Raw genomic sequence first — 18,768 nt, forward strand, 5'->3', positions numbered from 1 at the left:
GTCGCAAAAATATTCATAACATAATTTAGAAAATCATGAAAATTAGTTATCTGTTTCTCATAAGTTTAGTTGCTGTTTTTAGCGCAAATGCGCAGCAATACCGTTTTAAGGATGCTTCTTTGAGCTCAACAGAACGTGCCAAAGATTTAATTTCAAGATTAACCCTTGAAGAAAAAGCGGCTTTAATGTGCGACCAGAGTGATCCGATACCAAGACTCGGAATTAAAAAATTCAATTGGTGGAGTGAAGCCCTGCACGGTTATGCGAATAATGACAATGTCACTGTTTTTCCGGAACCAATTGGTATGGCAGCTTCATTTGACGATCAGTTTGTATACCATGTTTTTAACGCTGTTTCTGATGAAGCACGAGCTAAATACAATCAATGGATTCAGGGCGGTAATGAAAACAAACGATTTTTGAGTCTTTCAGTCTGGACACCGAATGTTAATATTTTCAGAGACCCAAGATGGGGCCGTGGTCAGGAAACCTATGGTGAAGATCCTTATCTAACTTCGAAAATGGGAATTTCAGTCGTTAAAGGATTACAAGGTCCTGCAGATGCTAAATACCGTAAACTTTTAGCCTGTGCCAAACATTTTGCGGTTCACTCCGGTCCGGAATGGAGCCGACACGAACTGAACCTGAATAATATAGATCCCCGTGAATTATACGAAACCTATTTGCCTGCTTTTAAAGCATTGGTACAGGATGCCGATGTGCGTCAGGTGATGTGTGCCTATCAGCGTTTGGATGATGAACCTTGCTGTAGTAATACCCGTTTATTGCAGCGTATTCTGAGAGATGAGTGGGGTTATAAATATATGGTCGTTTCAGATTGTGGAGCCGTTACCGATTTTTATACCACGCATAAAGTTTCGTCTGATGCAACACATGCAGCTTCAAAAGCTGTTCTGGCAGGAACTGATGTGGAATGTGTCTGGGAGAAATATCCTTTTAAAAACCTGCCTGAAGCCGTTGAGAAAGACTTAATAAAGGAAGCTGATATTGATAAAAGCCTGCTTCGTGTTTTAACCGGCCGTTTTGATTTAGGAGAAATGGATGATGACGCGATTGTGCCTTGGGCCCAAATTCCGGCTTCTGTACTTAACAGCAAAGAACATCAGCAGTTAGCGCTTGAAATGGCACAAAAGTCAATGACGCTTTTGCAAAATAAAAACAACATTTTGCCATTAAATAAAACCATAAACAAAGTAGCTGTTATAGGTCCGAACGCGGATAATGAACCAATGTTATGGGGAAATTATAATGGAACGCCAGTTAAAACAATTACCATTAAAAGCGGTATAGAATCAAAAGTTGCATCAGATAAAATAGTGTATGACAAAGCCTGTGATTTAGTCGAAGACAAGGTAAATCAAACCTATTTTGACCAGCTTTCTTTTGAAGGAAAAAAAGGAATCAAAGCTACTTACTGGAACAATCCAAACAGAGAAGGAAATAGTGTTACAACACAGCAAATTGTAAATCCGATTAAAATGACAACTGCGGGTCAGCATGAATTTGCATCGGGCGTTAAATTAGAAGGGTTTTCAGCGAAATATGAAACGGAATTTGTGGCTAAAGAAAATGACAGTCTTGTTTTTAAAACGGGTGCTACCGGAGCTTTTGAATTATTGGTAAATGGCAAATCGTTAGCAAAATATACCAACTGGCGCACGCTTCCGGGCAAGATTAAATTTGCAGTCGAAGCAGGGAAAAAATATAAAATAGAAATTTTGTATGCTCAGTCAAACAACTGGCAGGCGAATCTTGAATTCGATTTTGGAAAAGAGCATGATATCAATTTCGCTGCTTTACTTCAAAAATTAAAAGGCATTGATACGGTAATTTTTGTTGGTGGACTTTCGACTTTGCTGGAAGGCGAAGAAATGCCGGTTTCTTACCCCGGTTTTAAAGGCGGCGACAGAACCAATATTGAACTTCCTGCGGTACAAAGAAAATGCCTGCAAGAACTGAAAGCAGCAGGCAAAAAAGTAGTTTTTGTAAACTGCTCCGGTTCTGCCATTGCCTTAACGCCGGAAACAGCAAGCTGCGATGCGATTTTACAAGCCTGGTATCCGGGAGAATCCGGAGGTCAGGCGGTAGCCGATGTTCTTTTTGGAGATTATAATCCAGCTGGAAAACTGCCGGTTTCCTTCTACAAAAACTCAGATAAACTAGCTGACTTTGAAGATTATTCCATGAAAGGTCGCACGTACCGCTATACGACAGATGTTTTGTTTCCCTTTGGTTTTGGTTTAAGTTATTCAAAATTCGAAATTGGTAAAGCAAATTTGGCTAAAACTAGCTTAAAAACAACTGAAAGTACGCAGCTAAATTTTTCCATAAAAAACACAAGCAAACGAGACGGAACAGAGATTGTTCAGGTGTATGTTCGAAAAGTAAATGATACAGGCGGTCCTTTAAAAACATTGAAAGCTTTTAAACGAATCGATTTAAAAGCTGGTGAGAGTCAAAAAGTGACAATCGATTTACCTGCCTCTTCATTTGAATTTTATGATTCAAAGAAGAGAGGAATGAATGTAACTTCAGGTGAATATGAAGTTTATTATGGTACGAGTTCAGATATTAAAGATTTAAAAGTGATTAAAGTTTTAATTCAATAAATTAGCTATTCTGTTACAAACAAAAAAGTAATTAATATAAAGTACATTATGAGTTTTAAGTATGTTTTATGTTTATGTCTGTTAGGTTTTTTTAAAGTAAGTGCACAATCTGTCGTAAAGAGTCCTGACGGAAAACTCAAAGTTTCTCTTGTGGTTTCTAACGGAATGCCTTCTTATAGCATTACCTACAATGAAAAAATCTTTCTTGAAAATTCTCCGCTGGGTTTGAAAACGAGTGTTGGTGATTTTACAACAGGATTAGTTTTAAAAGCAGATGCAACTCAAAATAAAATTGATGAAACATATGAACAGCCTAATATCAAGCAAAGTAATGTTCATTATGAGGCTAATGAAGTCGTATTTTCTTTTAGTAAAGAGAACAAACCTGCTATTGATGTGATATTTAGGGTGAGTAATAACAATGTAGCTTTTAAATATAAAATCTATCCTCAAAATGAGGTGCTCTCATGTGTGGTAGAGGAAGAAGTTTCTGGTTTTGTACTGCCTGAAGGAACCACAACATTTCTTTGTCCGCAAAGCAAGCCAATGACAGGGTATGCCAGAAGTGCTCCTAGTTATGAAACTTCGTATACATTAGACGCTGCAATGGGCCAAAATGGAATGGGTGAAGGTTATACGTTTCCATCTCTTTTTAAAGTGAAAAATAATGGCTGGGTTTTAATTTCTGAGACAGGTGTTGACAGTGGTTATTGCGGCAGCAGATTAATTGGACATGATAAAGGATTATATACTATCGGATTTCCAATGGCAGGTGAGAATAACGGAAACGGAACGACAGCACCGGGAATGGCACTTAATAGTGAAACGCCATGGCGAACTATTACCATTGGCGAAACCCTTGCTCCAATTGTAGAAACTACTATTCCGTTTGATTTGGTTAAACCAAAGTACGAATCTTCGCAAACCTACCAATATACCAAAGGTTCCTGGAGCTGGATCATGAAAATGGATGGTAATACTACATTTCCGGTTCAAAAACAATACATAGATTTTAGTGCTGTAATGGGATATGAAACGATTTTAATTGATGCACTTTGGGATACTCAGATTGGAAAAGATAAAATCGCTGAACTGGCGAAATATGGTGCAGGAAAAGGCGTTGGTTTGTACTTATGGTATAATTCGAATGGCTATTGGAATGATGCACCCCAGAGTCCTAGAGGAAAGATGGATAATTCGATAATCCGTCGTAAGGAAATGGCGTGGATGAAAAGTATTGGTGTAAAAGGTATTAAGGTAGATTTTTTTGGTGGAGATAAACAAGTCACAATGAAATTATACGAAGATATACTGACAGATGCGAACGATTTTGGTTTAATGGTGATTTTTCACGGTTGTACTTTACCAAGAGGCTGGGAGCGAATGTATCCAAATTATGCGGCCAGCGAGGCTGTTTTAGCGAGCGAGAATCTGCATTTTGGACAGGCCAGCTGTGACAATGAAGCTACAAATGCCGCAACGCATACTTTTATCAGAAATACGGTTGGTAGTATGGATTTTGGTGGAAGCGCCTTAAATGAATTTTATAATAGTGACAATATTCCCAATAAAGGTTCAAAACGAAGAACTTCAGATGTATTTGCTTTGGCTACGGCGGTTCTTTTTCAGAGTGGGGTTCAACATTTTGCATTGGCACCCAACAATTTAAATGATGCTCCGGACTGGGCTATAGATTTCATGAAAGAAGTTCCGACAACCTGGGATGAAGTTCGTTTTTTAGAAGGATATCCGGGTAAATATGTCGTGTTTGCTCGCCGAAAAGGAACCAAATGGTATATAGCAGGGATTAATGCTCAAAAAGAAACCTTAAAAATTAAACTAAAACTACCAATGTTAGCTTCTGGTACAACATTGAAGTATTATTTGGATGATGAAAATTTAAACGGAAAACTAAAAACATACACGCTTAAAAATAATAATGGAGTAGAAATAAAAATCCCTGGTAACGGGGGAGTGCTTTTACTGAATTAATTAATTTTTTTATACGAAGTGAAAATATACAGAACTTCTAATTTTCGGTTTGACCGGAACTTAGAAGAGTCTATGAAAATAGAAACCTGAAGCAGGAATTTTAAAATTTCTGCTTCTTAATTCTGAAAGTTTAGAATAAGATTTTAAGCTTAAAAAATAGTCAATGTTGTATTTAATTGAAAAACAAACAATTGGTTTTCGATTAAATAGTATATATTTAATTTAAATTACTAATCATTTTATAATGTCCAAAGAAAATTGTTTAAGATTCATTGTCATTTTATTTTTTCTGGTAAATAACTTGTTTTCTCAAAATACATTTGAAAACTATCAATTTCGTTTAGTAAATAAAGAGTCTTCAAAAAGTGGCATTTATACCATCGCACAGGATCAATTTGGGATTATGTGGATAGGAACAAATGGTGCAGGCTTATATAAATTCGATGGAGTAAATTATGTTTCTTATGAGCAAAATTCCAACGTAACTAATTCTATCAATAGCAACCTGATTTATGCAACTTATGTCGATGTTCGCAACCGGTTGTGGATAGGAACTGATGAAGGATTATGTCTTTATAATCGCGATTTAAATAGTTTTGAAAGTATTGATATTCAGAAAAAAGCAAAAAAAGAAACTGTAATTTCTGTCAAGAGTATTATTGAAGACAATAATGGAAATCTTTTTTTAGGAACGTTTAACGCAGGGTTGCTCAAATTAAATAGTAAGACAAGGGAAATAACTTCTGTAAAACTGGATGTTGCTAATCCGGCCAATTATCTTATTAATAGTCTGGTAAAGGATAAAGACGGAACAATTTATTTGGGTACCAATTTTGGTTTAAAAATACTGGATCAGTTAAAAAATGAGGTTAAAAAAGTAACTGCTAAAAATGATAATCAAATTTTATCCGGAAATATAGTCTCTATGTTTATGGACAGCAGGCAAAACCTCTGGATTGGCAATGGATATAAAGGCCTGGTTAATGTAAATCTAAGTTCTAAAGAGGCTTTTTCTTATCCTATTACTACAAAAAGGATTATGTCGATATTGGCAACAGATCCCAAAACAATTCTTTGTGCAACAGAAAATGACGGACTTATCATTGTAAATGATCAGGGTGTTGTTCAAAAAAAATATTTAAACAGCAAATTCAACATGCGCAGTTTAAGTTCAAATTCGGTTTGGTCCTTATTTCTGGATAAGGAACGCAGAATTTGGCTGGGCTATTATAACAAAGGATTAGGTGTTTTTGATAAAATAAACAGCAAGGTCAATATTATCGAAAGTTTGCCGGGGAATTCACAGTCCTTACAAACCAATTGCGTTACGGGCATTGCTAAAGATGATGAAGGCCAGCTATGGATTTCGATGGAAGGCGGAGGAGTCGATGTATACAATCTTAAAACTAAAAAGTTTAAACATATTACCAGATCAGATAATAGTTTTTATTCGGGATTAACAAACGACAATATCACAAAAGTATTTATTGATAAAAAGCAGAATGTTTGGTTATCCAGCTGGAATGAAGGAATTTTTCTTTTGAAGAAAGGAAGCAGAAACTTTATTAATTACAATACAAAAAATACTGATCTGGCCTCGGATAATATTATGAGTATTACTGAAGATTCCAAAGGTGTAATTTGGATAGGAACTTTTGCAAAAGGATTACATTATTATACTCCCTCAGATGGGCAATTTCATCATTGTAATTCCAAACCATTTTATAATGTAATGAATTTAGACATCAGAAATGTGATGGTAGATTCAGATGATGCCGTTTGGGTAGGTTCAACAACGGGTTTGTACAAGGTAACTACAAAAGATTTTGTTACTTTTTCAGTAGTTTCTTTTCGTGATAAAATGTCTGAAAAACTCAAGAATCATAAAAGCACGCATACTATCAATACTTTGTATGAGGCTAAAAACAAAGAAATTTGGATTGGTACCGATGGAGCAGGTTTATTCAGCTATAATAAAAAAACAGATAACCTAAAATGGTACATAAATTTTAAAGGGCTTCATGAAAAGTCACTTTCATCTATTGTAGAATCTAACGACGGTGGTATTTGGTTAAGTGGGAAAAAAGGAATTACCAGGCTGGATTTAAAAAATAAAACTACTTTTAATTACTCTATCTATGACGGTTTACTGGGGAATGACTTTAATAATAATTCGGTTCTGAAAGATGAAAACGGAGTATTGTATTTTGGAAGTTACGAAGGCCTGAATTATTTTAATCCTACGAATTTGGTTAAAAGTAAAAAACAGCTTCCTATTTATTTTACAGATCTAAAACTTTTTAATAAATCAGTGGGACCTTTGGAAAAAAACTCACCCTTAATAAAAGTAATATCTCAAACAAAAAAAATAATACTAAGACATGATCAGTCTGTTTTTACCATTGATTTTATTGCCGTTAATTATTCTTTTCCTGCCAGAAATGAATTTGCCTATTATTTGGAAGGCTTTGAGGATTCATGGAATTATGTTGGTAATAAACGCTCGGCAACTTATACTAATTTAGCGCCGGGTAATTATGTTTTTAAGGTTAAAGCAGCAGAAAAGAATGGAGTTTGGAGCCAAAGACCATTAGAATTAAAAATTGAAATTTTGCCGCCCTGGTGGAAAACATCTTTCGCATATTTATTCTATACGCTATTGTTATTAGCAGCCATTTATTTTGCTAATCAATATTATCAAAATCGCTTTAAACAAAAACAAATGATAGAATTTGAAAAGACAAAAGCGATTCAGATTGAAAAATTAAATAATAAAAAATTACAATTCTTTACCAATATTTCGCACGAGTTTAGAACACCGTTGACTTTAATTTTAAATCCGTTAGGAGATATAATCAAGAATTATAGCGCGAATTTACCAGAGGGTGTATTGAATAAATTACAGACAATTCAAAAAAGTTCCGATAGACTTTCAAGATTAATCAATGAGCTAATGGATTTTAACCAATTGCAGTTTAATAAAATGACATTGCAATTACAACTAATTGAGGTGGTCAGTTTTACAAGAGAAATTGTCAGTTATTTTGATGAAGAAGCCTTTAGTCGTGGAATTCAGCTGCAGTTTGAAACTAATAAAGTAGTATTAAAAGATTGGATAGACCCAAAAATGTTCGAAAAGATTATTTTTAATGTAATCTCAAACGCATTCAAAGTTACACCGGATAATGGCAAAATAGCAGTAAAGATAGTAGTTGACAACGAATTGATTCACTTTCCTTTGATAGATTCAACTACTGCTTATCCTTCATTTGAGGTTATTGTTGAAGACACCGGTTCAGGATTAGACAAAAAAGATATAAAAAGAATTTTTGACCGTTTCTACCAGGTGAACAATTTAAACAAGGCCTATTACGGAAGTACAGGAATTGGATTGGAAGTGGTTCGCGGATTTGTTGAATTGCATAAAGGAATAATTGAAGTAGAAAGTGAATTGGGAGTTGGTACGACTTTTAAATTATTATTTCCTGTTGGAAAAGACTTCTTTAATGAGAGCGAAATTTTGCTTGAGGAATTCAAAAAAGAGAAAAAAATGAGTTTCACGCCAATTATAGAAAAAGAGGAAATTCATTCACAGGATGATGAGGAAAAACAAGATCGAATTTATACGATCCTGATTGTGGAAGACAATGTAGAACTGCGAAATTATTTAAAAAATGAACTCAAAAAAGAGTACAAGGTTCTGGTTGCTGAGAATGGTCAGGTTGGTTTAGAATTAGCATTGCAGAAATTGCCGGATTTGATTTTAACAGATGTAATTATGCCTATTATGAACGGTTTAGAATTGTGTAAAAGCATTAAATCCGATTTAAAAACCAGCCATATTCCGTTAATGATGTTATCTGCTAAGGCATTAGTTAAAGATAGATTAGAAGGAATTGATTCGGGTGCAGATATGTACTTAAGCAAACCGTTTGATATGGATATATTAAGATCCAGTCTGGTGCAATTGATTAACAGCAGGCAGATTATGTTTAATAAATTCTACAACGGAATTACACCAAAAGCCAAAGAAAAGACCACTACGCTGGATAATGATTTTATCAAAAATGTACTGCATTATATCAATGAAAACATTAGTGAGACCGAGTTAAGTGTGGAAGAGCTGGCCTCGAAGGTGTTTTTAAGCAGAAGCCAATTGTACCGAAAAATTAAAACACTTACAGGTGTTTCAGTAAATGAGTTTATTCGTAATGTTCGTTTAGAAAAAGCTAAGGAATTAATAGAATTAGGGAATGATAATATAACCGAAATTAGTTATAAAGTCGGTTTTAGCTCTCCTTCGTATTTTACGAAATGTTATAAGGATAAATATGGTTATCTGCCTACTCATAATAATAAAAGATAGTACTTTTTTAGGGAATTATAAGAAGACGGCTTATGTCGTCTTTTTTTTGCTTTAATAAATAGAGAATCGATAGTTGTTTTGGTTTTATAATATATATGAATCAATGATATTGGTTTTGAATTATTAAAGCAATAATCACATGCTGGAATATGATACTTTTTAGTAATTATTAAATACATATTTATTGACTTATAATTTCTTAATACAAGAAAAATTATGCGTCATTATTATTAATTTCTTATTTCCATTTTTAATATTAAATAATCGTAAAATACTGATTTTGCTCGTTTTTTTAACTCTCGTGCTACAAATTTGATAGTTTTTGCATCATATGTAGTATGTGAAATTTATGTTAACGTTCTATTTTTGGTTTAACTAATAGCAATAATCAGGAAACAAATATTAACAATCTTAAAACCACTTTAGAATATGAATTAAAACCACATTTATGTATCGAAACCTCTTTTTTTAAAATCAAAATTGAAACATAAAATGATGATTATGAAAAATAACAATTTTACAAGACGCCACATCATGAGTTTTTTAAAATTTGAAAGAGGCAGAAAATAGTTTAATAAACTACAATGATATCGATATAATAAATAATAAAAAACTTTACAACCAAACAATTATTTAAACTAAACAAAAAACCAATTAATATGATGTTAAAATTAAAATTTGCAATAATCGCATTGCTAATGATAAGTTATCAGAATGTGATGGCACAATCAAAGACCATACAGGGTGTGGTAATTGATCCATCAGGATTTCCTTTACCTGGTGCCAGTGTTAATGTAGAAGGTTCAAAAAATAGTGCATCAACAGATTTTGATGGTAAATACTCTTTAAAAGGAGTTAATCCGACTGACAAAATAGTATTTTCTTATGTTGGATTAGTTACCCAAACTATTACCGTGGGTACACGTTCTACAATTGATGTAACATTAGTAGAATCTGCACAAAACTTACAGGAAGTTGTTGTAGCCTATGGTGCTCAAAAGAGATCTAAGGTAACAGGAGCAATTTCAACAGTAAGTTCAAAAGATATTACAGCAGTTCCTATTACTAATGCTGAATCGGCCTTACAGGGTAGAGCAGCTGGTGTTACTGTTGTAAATGGCGCACCTGGTTCAAGTCCCAGTGTTAGTATTCGTGGTTTAGCTACAATGGGAAATAGTGCACCTTTATATGTTATCGACGGAGTTTTGACAGGTAACTTATCTGGATTAAGTCCTAATGATATTGAATCGATGTCAGTTTTAAAAGATGCGTCAACAACAGCCTTATATGGTTCAAAAGCCTTTAACGGGGTAATTATGGTAACTACTAAAAAAGGAAAAAAAGGCCCAGGTCAAATAAACTTTAGTACTTACGCAGGTTTTCAAACCATTACTAAAAGATATGATGTTTTAGATACACAACAATATCTGCAATATGCTAAAGCTTTAGGAAGTGATTTAACAGCAAGAGCAGCTCAATTTGGTAATACAAATACCAATTGGCAGGACCAAATCTTTCAGGATGGTGTAATGCAGGATTACAATCTAAGTTTTTCAAGCGGTACAGATAATTCTACAAGCCGCTATTCTGCTGAATATTTAAAGCAAGAAGGAGCTGTTATTAGTACAGGTTTTGAACGTTACTCTTTTAGAGCAAATAATACACAAAACATAGGTAAACTAACCATTGGAAGTAATATTGGAATATCTTTTAGTGAAATTAATCCGGAGCGCGCCTCTGGAGGAAGAACATTATTGGAGCACGCTATTAAAATGGCACCTTATTTACCGGTTTATAATGCAAATAACGTAGGGGGTTACCAAGGTCCTTCAACAGCTGATGGGCAAGATGCAGAAAACCCGGTTCGTGTTGCCAATTTAGGATATCAAAAAATTAATGGATTATCTATAATAGGAAACATTTATGGTGAATTGCAAATTTACAAAGGATTAAAATTCAGATCACAAGTTTCGCTGGATTATTATACAAGTGATGATCATACCTTTATTCCTGGTTACGAAGATGGTTCAGCTCATAAACAAGCCTATTCTTCAACAGCTGAAACAGATTCTAAAGGACAAACCATTGTTTTTGATAATAGTTTAACATACAAAACTACTATTGCTGATAAACATAATTTAGAAGTATTAGGAGTTATAACTAAAATTGAGAATAAGAGCAAGAATTTAATTGCAAGCAGCCGTTACTATATTTCAAATGATATAGATCAGTTGAGATTACAGGATGCGAATTTAAGTTCTAGTAACATTGAAGCCAATAACTTAGGTTATATAGGTCGTATTAACTATGACTATGATGAGAAATACCTATTGGCTGTTTCAGGACGTAGAGATGCTTCTTCTCGTTTTGGGTCTAATAACCGTTACGGTAATTTCTACTCTGTTGCCTTAGGTTGGAATATTGCCAAAGAAAGTTTTATGGCAGATTCTGTTTTTAGCACATTGAAGCTTAGAGCGAGTACAGGAACAACAGGTAATGACAGAATAGACGATTATCAATACAGTTCATCTTTAGCTGCAAATTATACCTATCCGTTTAATGGAGCTGCAGGCGCTGGTGTTACAGCAGGTAGAGCTGCAAATCCGGATTTGAAGTGGGAGTCTAAAAATGACAGAAACATTGGTTTGGATTTTGGTTTATTTGATGAACAGTTCACAGGATCTTTCGAATATTTTAATAATAAAAGTAGCGATATTCTTTTCGCAGTGCCGCTTCCTGCTTCTGTAGGTTCAGCCGGTGGAGGAACCCAAATTCAAAACATCGCCGATGTGAAAGTACACGGATTTGAAGTATCACTTGGATACAATGACAGAAAAGGAGATTTTACATGGTCTGCTGTAGCTAATTTAGGTACAAGCAAAAACGAAGTAACAGCTTTAGCTCCGGGTGTAACAAGTGTATTAGGTGGTCCATCAGGAAGAGCCGGTTTAGAGAGTTTCTCAAGACTGGAAGTTGGTCAGCCATTATTCTATTTTTACGGTTATCAGACCAATGGAATTTATCAAAACCAGGCAGAAGTAGATGCTGTTTTAGGAGCGGGTCAGACTTCTGTACAGCCGGGTGATATTAGATTCGTTGATCGTAATGGAGATAAAGTAATCAACTCAGATGATAAAACAAATATCGGAAATCCGTATCCTGATTTTACCTATGGTTTAAACCTTACAGCAGCATATAAAAAATTCGACTTTAACTGCTTTATAACAGGAGTTCAGGGAAATGATGTTTTTAACGCAAACAAGTTCGATTTACAAGCTATGCAGCGTTTGTTTAACTCAGGTACTGAAGTTCAGGACAGATCAATTGTTGTAAATGGAGTAGTTACTAATCCATCAGCTACACTACCAAGAGCACTTGGTGCAGGTCAAAACTGGTCGTCTGCTAGTCAACGATATGTTGAAGATGGTTCTTACACAAGATTAAAAAATGTCACTGTAGGATATACCTTTTCAGGAGATACGTTCAGTAACTATTTTTCACACATAAGATTCTATGTAAGTGCGCAAAATCTTGTTACAATTACAGATTATTCTGGTTTAGATCCTGAAATTGCACGTGTAGATGCTAACGCAAATTCTGCCGGAATTGATATAGGAAGATATCCGCAGCCGAAATCAGTAATTTTTGGACTTGATGTTACATTTTAATTTATAAAGATGATGAGAAAAATAAAATATATAGTTGTAGTATTGTTAGGGATTTTAACAATAAATTCATGTAACGATAGTGATTTAGAATTAACAAATCCAAATCAGTTATCCCCTGAAACTTTCTTTAAATCGGAAGCACAAGTACAATCTGCAGTAAACGCAGCCTATGCAAACCTGCAGACAAGAGGACTTTATGCCCGACATATTTTCTTTGCCTTAGATAATATGGCACAGGAAAACAAAGGAAATCCTCAATTAGAAGGTAACAAAAAACCTTTTCTTGATTTCTCTTTTGATGCAAGTAGTGATATTATCCAGTTTTATTGGGAAACTTGCTTTCTAGGAATATCAAAAGCAAATTTTGTCTTAGATAATGAAGATAAAATTCAGGCTTTATCAACTTCAGTTTTAACGCAGGAGAAAAAGAATAAATTTTTAGCAGAAGCCCATTTTTTAAGAGCTTATTATTACTTTTTGTTAGTGCCTCGTTTTGGTGATTTACCTCTTTATACGAAACAAACGATTGTAGGTGCTCCAAGAAGCCCAAAAGCGGAAATCTACAAATTAATTGAAACTGATTTTGACTTTGCGTCTAAAAATCTATTAAGCAAAACCGTTGAAGATAAAGGAAGAGCTACTAAAGAAGCTGCTTTTGCTTATTTAGGGAAAGCATTATTGTATCAAAAGAAATATGATGAAGCTTTAGTTGCTTTTAGTAAAGTTACAGGATTTAGCTTAGAGTCTAATTTTTATAACAACTTCATGGATGAAACGGAGCATGGCCCGGAATCTATTTTTGAGATTGAATATGATGAAAAATTAGGAGTAGCTGATAAATGGGGTAGCGATACTGCCGGAGATGGTGTTGCTGAATCTACGCTTAGAGGTCAGGAATATGGTAATTTAGGCTGGTATAATGTGTATCCGTCAGATGATATATTAGATGAATATGAGCCGGGTGACAAACGTTTTGGAGAAACTTTTTACGTACCGGGATCTAAATATAATAACGGAGCCAATACAATGACAGCTGCTAATTTCTCTTCATCAGAAGGTCTTAGAAGAGCTGGATGGAAAAAATATCAAAACTACTATAAACGTACTGATGAAAATCTGGATTCAAGTATCAACTTCAAAGTGATGCGTTATTCAGATGTATTGCTTATGATGGCAGAGTGTGAAAGCATGAGAGCCGGAGGTGTGCAGGCAACTGCTATTGGTTACATTAATCAGGTTCGCTTTAGAGCAAATGTGCCACTATTAGCAACAACGCTTACAAAAGATCAGGTTTTTACAGCGCTTATTCATGAACGTAAAGTAGAATTAGCCGGCGAGCAAGTTCGTTTTGATGATATAATTAGATGGGGTATTGCTAGTACTGAATTGACGGGAACTGGTTTCAAAACTGGTAGAAGTGAATTATGGCCAATACCAAATAGAGAAACATCTTCAAATCCAAATATAAAACCTAGTGATAACAATCCTGGCTACTAGGCAGGTGACTGAAGTTTGTTAGTTTGAGTTAGTTAAGTTAGTATTTGACAAACAGCGCATTTTAATATGCGCTGTTTATCAATACGTTGTGTTTTGTTAAACACCTATTATTTTCTAAAAGACTTAAGATTTTCAATATTTAAATGAGTTTTAAGGCAGGCTCAATTTTATTCAAATGAAAAGAATTGCTTCACTTTTTTTAATCATAACATTGTTTTACAATGTTTTGGGATTTTATATCATGTTTGCTGAACAACAAGAGCAAGTGTGGGTGAATGCTATGGAGAAAACTGACAATTCAGATTTTGAAATAATTGAAGTTAAAATTACCCCGTATGCTTATGTAGTTGATTCGGGTATTGAAGATGCCAATGAAGATTTCGTGATCCATAATAAAACGTATCATGTCTTTAAGAAAAGGATCCAAAATAATGTTTTAAAATTATATTGCTTAAAAAGTTCCCATAATGAAGCTTTAAATAAAGATTTAAAAAAAATTGTCGATAGTCAGTTATTTGATGATAATTCAAATAAAGAAAATCCTGGCAAAAAATTAATGAAATCCTTTATTCAGGATTACATTCAGGGTAACCAAATAAATTTTATAAGTACTTCTATAAAATTAGTTTCAACTGTTACTTTAAATTCATCCCTTCCAAAACAAAATATTCTTTCAGGATATTTTACTGCCAATTATCCTCCTCCAGATATGGTTTAGTATTTCCTTTGATGTCAAAATGTAAATAGCATTTGAGAACCATTCTTAGACTAAAATTGAGTTTTAGCTAAGGGCAATCTGCTTATTTACAATTTAACATACAAGGTCAATTAATCTTAATTGAAAAGAAAGCTATCTAACAACCATATAAACCAACCAAAAATGAAAACTTATAAATTTTTGTTTAAAGTGTTATTTTTTAGCATTTTAAGCGTAAATACTTTTGCACAAGTAAAAGACAACAAAAATCAAATTAAAGAACCAACTGGAGAAAATAATATGGCCTATAAATGGTCACAAATCGCAGTTGTTGCCACTGGTAATGATACTGATAGATTTAAACCAAGACCAACAGTGACTTCTCGTTTTTTAGGATTAACATTTGTTGCTGTTTTTGATGCCTGGAGCCGTTATGATCAAAAAGCAATTCCTGTTTATTTAAAAAATATAGAAAGAAGACCTACTAAAGAACAGACACTCAAAAATAAGGAGATTGCTATCAGTTATGCTGCCTATAATGCATTATGTGAATATTATTTTTCAGACAAAGATTTGTTTGTAGCTTTTATGGTTAAATTAGGTCTGGATCCTAATGATAAATCACTCGACCCTAAAACGCCTGCAGGAATAGGTAATTTAGCAGCAAAAGCAGTAATTGAAGCAAGAAAACATGATGGATCAAATCAATATGGAGAAGAAAATGGTTCAAATGGAACTCCCTATTTTAACTATGTAAATTATAATCCGGTCAATTCCCCTGACGAAATGATTGATGTAGCTCATTGGCAGCCAAAATATTTTTCAGATGGAAAAGGAGGTAAGTTTGCACCAGGCTGCGCTACTCCATTTTGGAACAAAGTAAAGCCTGTAGGATTAAAATCAGGAGATCAATTTCGCCCTATACCGCCACCTGCATTAGATTCCGAACAACTTAAAAATGAAGTTAAAGAACTACTTGATTTACAATATAATCTTACCAATGAACAAAAAGCATTGGTAGAATTTATGCGTGATGGTCCAAAATCAGTACAACAGGCAGGACATTGGCTAAAATTTGCCCAGGATGTTTCCAGACGTGATAATCATACTTTAGATCAGGATGTAAAAATGTTTTTTTACAATCAGGTAACGGCTATGGATTGCTTTATAGCATGCTGGGATACAAAAATGTTTTATGACTTTGCGCGTCCTTATGCATTAGTACATTACTATTATAAAGATCAGACTATAAAAGCCTGGGGCGGACCAGGTTTTGGAAATATAGAAATGAAAGGTCAGGATTGGAGACCTTACTCACCGGATATTTTTTTATGTCCCGCTTTTCCAGGTTATGTTTCCGGACACAGTACAATTAGTGGCGGTTGTGGTGAAGCATTAAAACTATGGACCGGAAGCGATACTTTTGGAGAATCTGCAATCTGTAGTACTCCAGGATCAATGACAGAACCAAACAACATCGGAAAACCTGTTGTGCTTAAATTCCCAACCTTTACAGAAACAGCAAATATGGCAGGAATTTCAAGAGTAATGGGAGGCTATCATATCCAGGCAGATAATGTTGAAGGACTAAAGCTGGGCAGAAATGTAGCCCATGAAGTTTGGAAGTTTTATAATTTTCATATAGGAAACAAAAAATTCGATAAATAATAGCAGGATTAACCTAATCTAAAATGTTTTAATTATGAAAATTAAACAGTTAGTATCGCTGCTCATAGTATCTATTTTAACTCAGTCCTGCAATTATTTTTCTAACCCAAACGATAAGATGATTAAGATTTTGGAGGCCAGAAAAAAAATGTACGATGTAAAAGACAATGCATTTGCGTCAAAAACAGAAGTAGCTTATTATGATTCTATAATTAAAAGCTCCGATGAAGGTTTTTTTAGATTATTTAATGAAATAAATAAAGGAAATGCATTATTAAAACTTGGAAAAGAAGCGGAATCTGTAGCAATTTTGGAAAGTGCCATCCAAAGAAAGAAAAAAATAGACGGGAAAGACGATCCTCAATCGCTGCAATATTTGGCACTTGCATACATGAGACTCGGTGAAAAACAGAATTGTGTGAATTACCACAATCCGGAATCATGTATTATGCCTATCCAAAAAAACGGCATTCATACGATACGACAAGGTTCTCAAAAAGCAATTGAAATTTATAAGAAATTATTAGCAATAAATCCTAATGATTATGAATCAAGATGGCTGCTCAATGTAGCTTATATGACACTAGGCGGTTATCCTTTGGAAGTTCCCAAACAATGGTTGATACCTAATCTGAATAAAGATTCAGGATACAGTATAAAACCTTTTTTGGATGTTGCCGTAAATGCAGGTATTAAGGGCAGGAATATGTCAGGCGGAGTTATAGTGGATGATTTCAATAACGATAACTATCTGGATATTGTAACTTCTGACTGGAGTCTGGATGGTGTTATGCATTATTATCAAAATGATAAAAAAGGGAAATTCCTGGATTATTCCAAAGTTTCAGAACTAGGCCGTTTCAAAGGAGGATTAAATATGATACAAGCCGATTATGATAATGACGGCGATACTGATATTTTTGTTTTGAGAGGAGCCTGGATGCGTAAATACGGGCGTCAACCCAACTCATTGTTACGCAACAATGGCGATGGTACTTTTACTGATGTAACGATTAAAAGCGGTTTATATTCTGAATTTCCAACTCAGGCTGGTACGTGGAATGATTTCAATAATGACGGTTATCTGGACTTATTTATTGGAAACGAGTCCTCAGATAATGAATCGTATCCTTCAGAATTGTATATGAATAATCAGGACGGAACATTTACTAATGTAGCACAAGCTGCAAAATGTGATGTTGTTGCCTATATAAAAGGAGCGACATCAGCTGATTATGATAATGATGGTGATATTGATTTGTTTCTCTCCGGTATGAACAAAAGAAAAACATTATTAAAAAATACAGGACTTAAAAATGGGATTCCGCAATTTACAGATGTTACAGATCAGGCAGGTTTAGCCGGCATCAATGTCATGACTTTTCCAACCTGGTTTTGGGATTATGATAATGATGGCTGGCAGGATATTTTTGTTTGCGGGTATCAATTTAACGGTTCAATTGCCGGCGAAATTGCAATGGAAGCCCTGAAAATTCCAAATGAAAGCAGTAAAATGTATTTGTACCACAACAATCATGATGGGACTTTCTCAGATGTTTCTAAAGCAGGAGGACTAAGTAAAACCGTATTTGCAATGGGTTCCAATTTTGGAGATATCGACAATGATGGTTTTCTGGACATGTACCTCGGAACAGGAAATCCGGATTATAAATCACTATCACCCAATAGATTATTTAGAAATATGGGGAATGGCAGATTTGCTGATGTTACTGTTTCCGGCCGGGTAGGAAATCTGCAAAAAGGTCATGGTGTGGCTATTAATGATTTGGATAACGATGGTGACAACGACATTTTTATAGAAGTCGGTGGCGCTTATTTAGGCGATTCTTTCAGCAATTCTTTATACCTGAACCCTGGACAAAACAACAACAATTGGATAAAACTGCAATTAGAAGGCACAGCGAGCAATCGTTCTGCCATTGGGGCCAAAGTAAAAGTTACTTTCAAAGAAAATGGTATTTCCAGATCGGTGCACAGGGTATTAAATTCAGGTGGTAGTTTTGGAGCGTCGGCTTTAAGAATGGAAATTGGAATTGGACAAGCGAAGGTCATTGATCAGATCGAAATTACCTGGCCCAAAAACCAAAAGAAAGAAGTGTTTAAAAACATAAAACCCAATCAATACATTAAAATTATTGAAGGGGAAAATAACTTTTCGAAAATAGATATTAAACGAACTATTTTTTCAACGGCCGGAGCACATTCTCCTGTTTGTATTTAAAAAACATT

General features: G+C 34.5%; 8 protein-coding genes. All 8 read left to right on the top strand.

Going from position 1 to position 18,768, the window contains the following annotated elements; translation table 11 throughout:
- The first annotated feature begins 35 nt into the window (after positions 1–35).
- The 8 genes from xyl3A (at position 36) to AC6CH4_RS12265 (ending at position 18,760) form a co-directional block, all read left to right on the top strand.
- A complete protein-coding gene (gene xyl3A, locus AC6CH4_RS12230; RefSeq protein ID WP_498103356.1) occupies positions 36–2,630 on the top strand; it encodes a xylan 1,4-beta-xylosidase in 2,595 nt (864 codons plus the stop codon).
- Positions 2,631–2,678: 48 nt separating this feature from the next.
- On the top strand, positions 2,679–4,622 hold the full coding sequence (locus AC6CH4_RS12235; RefSeq protein ID WP_498103357.1) for a glycoside hydrolase family 97 protein: 1,944 nt from the start codon (positions 2,679–2,681) through the stop codon (positions 4,620–4,622).
- A 244-nt stretch (positions 4,623–4,866) separates the two neighbouring features.
- Entirely contained in the window at positions 4,867–8,988 is a 4,122-nt protein-coding gene (locus AC6CH4_RS12240; RefSeq protein WP_498103358.1) for a hybrid sensor histidine kinase/response regulator, read from the top strand.
- Positions 8,989–9,647: 659 nt separating this feature from the next.
- Positions 9,648–12,656: a SusC/RagA family TonB-linked outer membrane protein gene (locus AC6CH4_RS12245; protein ID WP_498103359.1), complete on the top strand. Its 3,009-nt coding sequence runs from the start codon at positions 9,648–9,650 to the stop codon at positions 12,654–12,656.
- A gap of 9 nt (positions 12,657–12,665) precedes the next feature.
- The gene (locus AC6CH4_RS12250; RefSeq protein WP_498103360.1) at positions 12,666–14,153 is read left to right on the top strand and encodes a RagB/SusD family nutrient uptake outer membrane protein; all 1,488 of its coding nucleotides are present in this window, start codon (positions 12,666–12,668) and stop codon (positions 14,151–14,153) included.
- A 175-nt stretch (positions 14,154–14,328) separates the two neighbouring features.
- The gene (locus AC6CH4_RS12255) at positions 14,329–14,871 is read left to right on the top strand and encodes a hypothetical protein (protein ID WP_498103361.1); all 543 of its coding nucleotides are present in this window, start codon (positions 14,329–14,331) and stop codon (positions 14,869–14,871) included.
- A 162-nt stretch (positions 14,872–15,033) separates the two neighbouring features.
- On the top strand, positions 15,034–16,518 hold the full coding sequence (locus tag AC6CH4_RS12260; RefSeq protein ID WP_498103362.1) for a vanadium-dependent haloperoxidase: 1,485 nt from the start codon (positions 15,034–15,036) through the stop codon (positions 16,516–16,518).
- Positions 16,519–16,552: 34 nt separating this feature from the next.
- A complete protein-coding gene (locus AC6CH4_RS12265; RefSeq protein WP_498103363.1) occupies positions 16,553–18,760 on the top strand; it encodes a CRTAC1 family protein in 2,208 nt (735 codons plus the stop codon).
- Positions 18,761–18,768 lie beyond the last annotated feature (8 nt).

Source organism: Flavobacterium sp. GQ95 (genome assembly GCF_059758655.1).

What these genes read in the sequence shown, in the direction of transcription:
- xyl3A (WP_498103356.1), top strand. Translation starts at nt 36, where the DNA reads ATGAAAATTAGTTATCTGTTTCTCATAAGTTTAGTTGCTGTTTTTAGC.
- AC6CH4_RS12235 (WP_498103357.1), top strand. Translation starts at nt 2,679, where the DNA reads ATGAGTTTTAAGTATGTTTTATGTTTATGTCTGTTAGGTTTTTTTAAA.
- AC6CH4_RS12240 (WP_498103358.1), top strand. Translation starts at nt 4,867, where the DNA reads ATGTCCAAAGAAAATTGTTTAAGATTCATTGTCATTTTATTTTTTCTG.
- AC6CH4_RS12245 (WP_498103359.1), top strand. Translation starts at nt 9,648, where the DNA reads ATGATGTTAAAATTAAAATTTGCAATAATCGCATTGCTAATGATAAGT.
- AC6CH4_RS12250 (WP_498103360.1), top strand. Translation starts at nt 12,666, where the DNA reads ATGATGAGAAAAATAAAATATATAGTTGTAGTATTGTTAGGGATTTTA.
- AC6CH4_RS12255 (WP_498103361.1), top strand. Translation starts at nt 14,329, where the DNA reads ATGAAAAGAATTGCTTCACTTTTTTTAATCATAACATTGTTTTACAAT.
- AC6CH4_RS12260 (WP_498103362.1), top strand. Translation starts at nt 15,034, where the DNA reads ATGAAAACTTATAAATTTTTGTTTAAAGTGTTATTTTTTAGCATTTTA.
- AC6CH4_RS12265 (WP_498103363.1), top strand. Translation starts at nt 16,553, where the DNA reads ATGAAAATTAAACAGTTAGTATCGCTGCTCATAGTATCTATTTTAACT.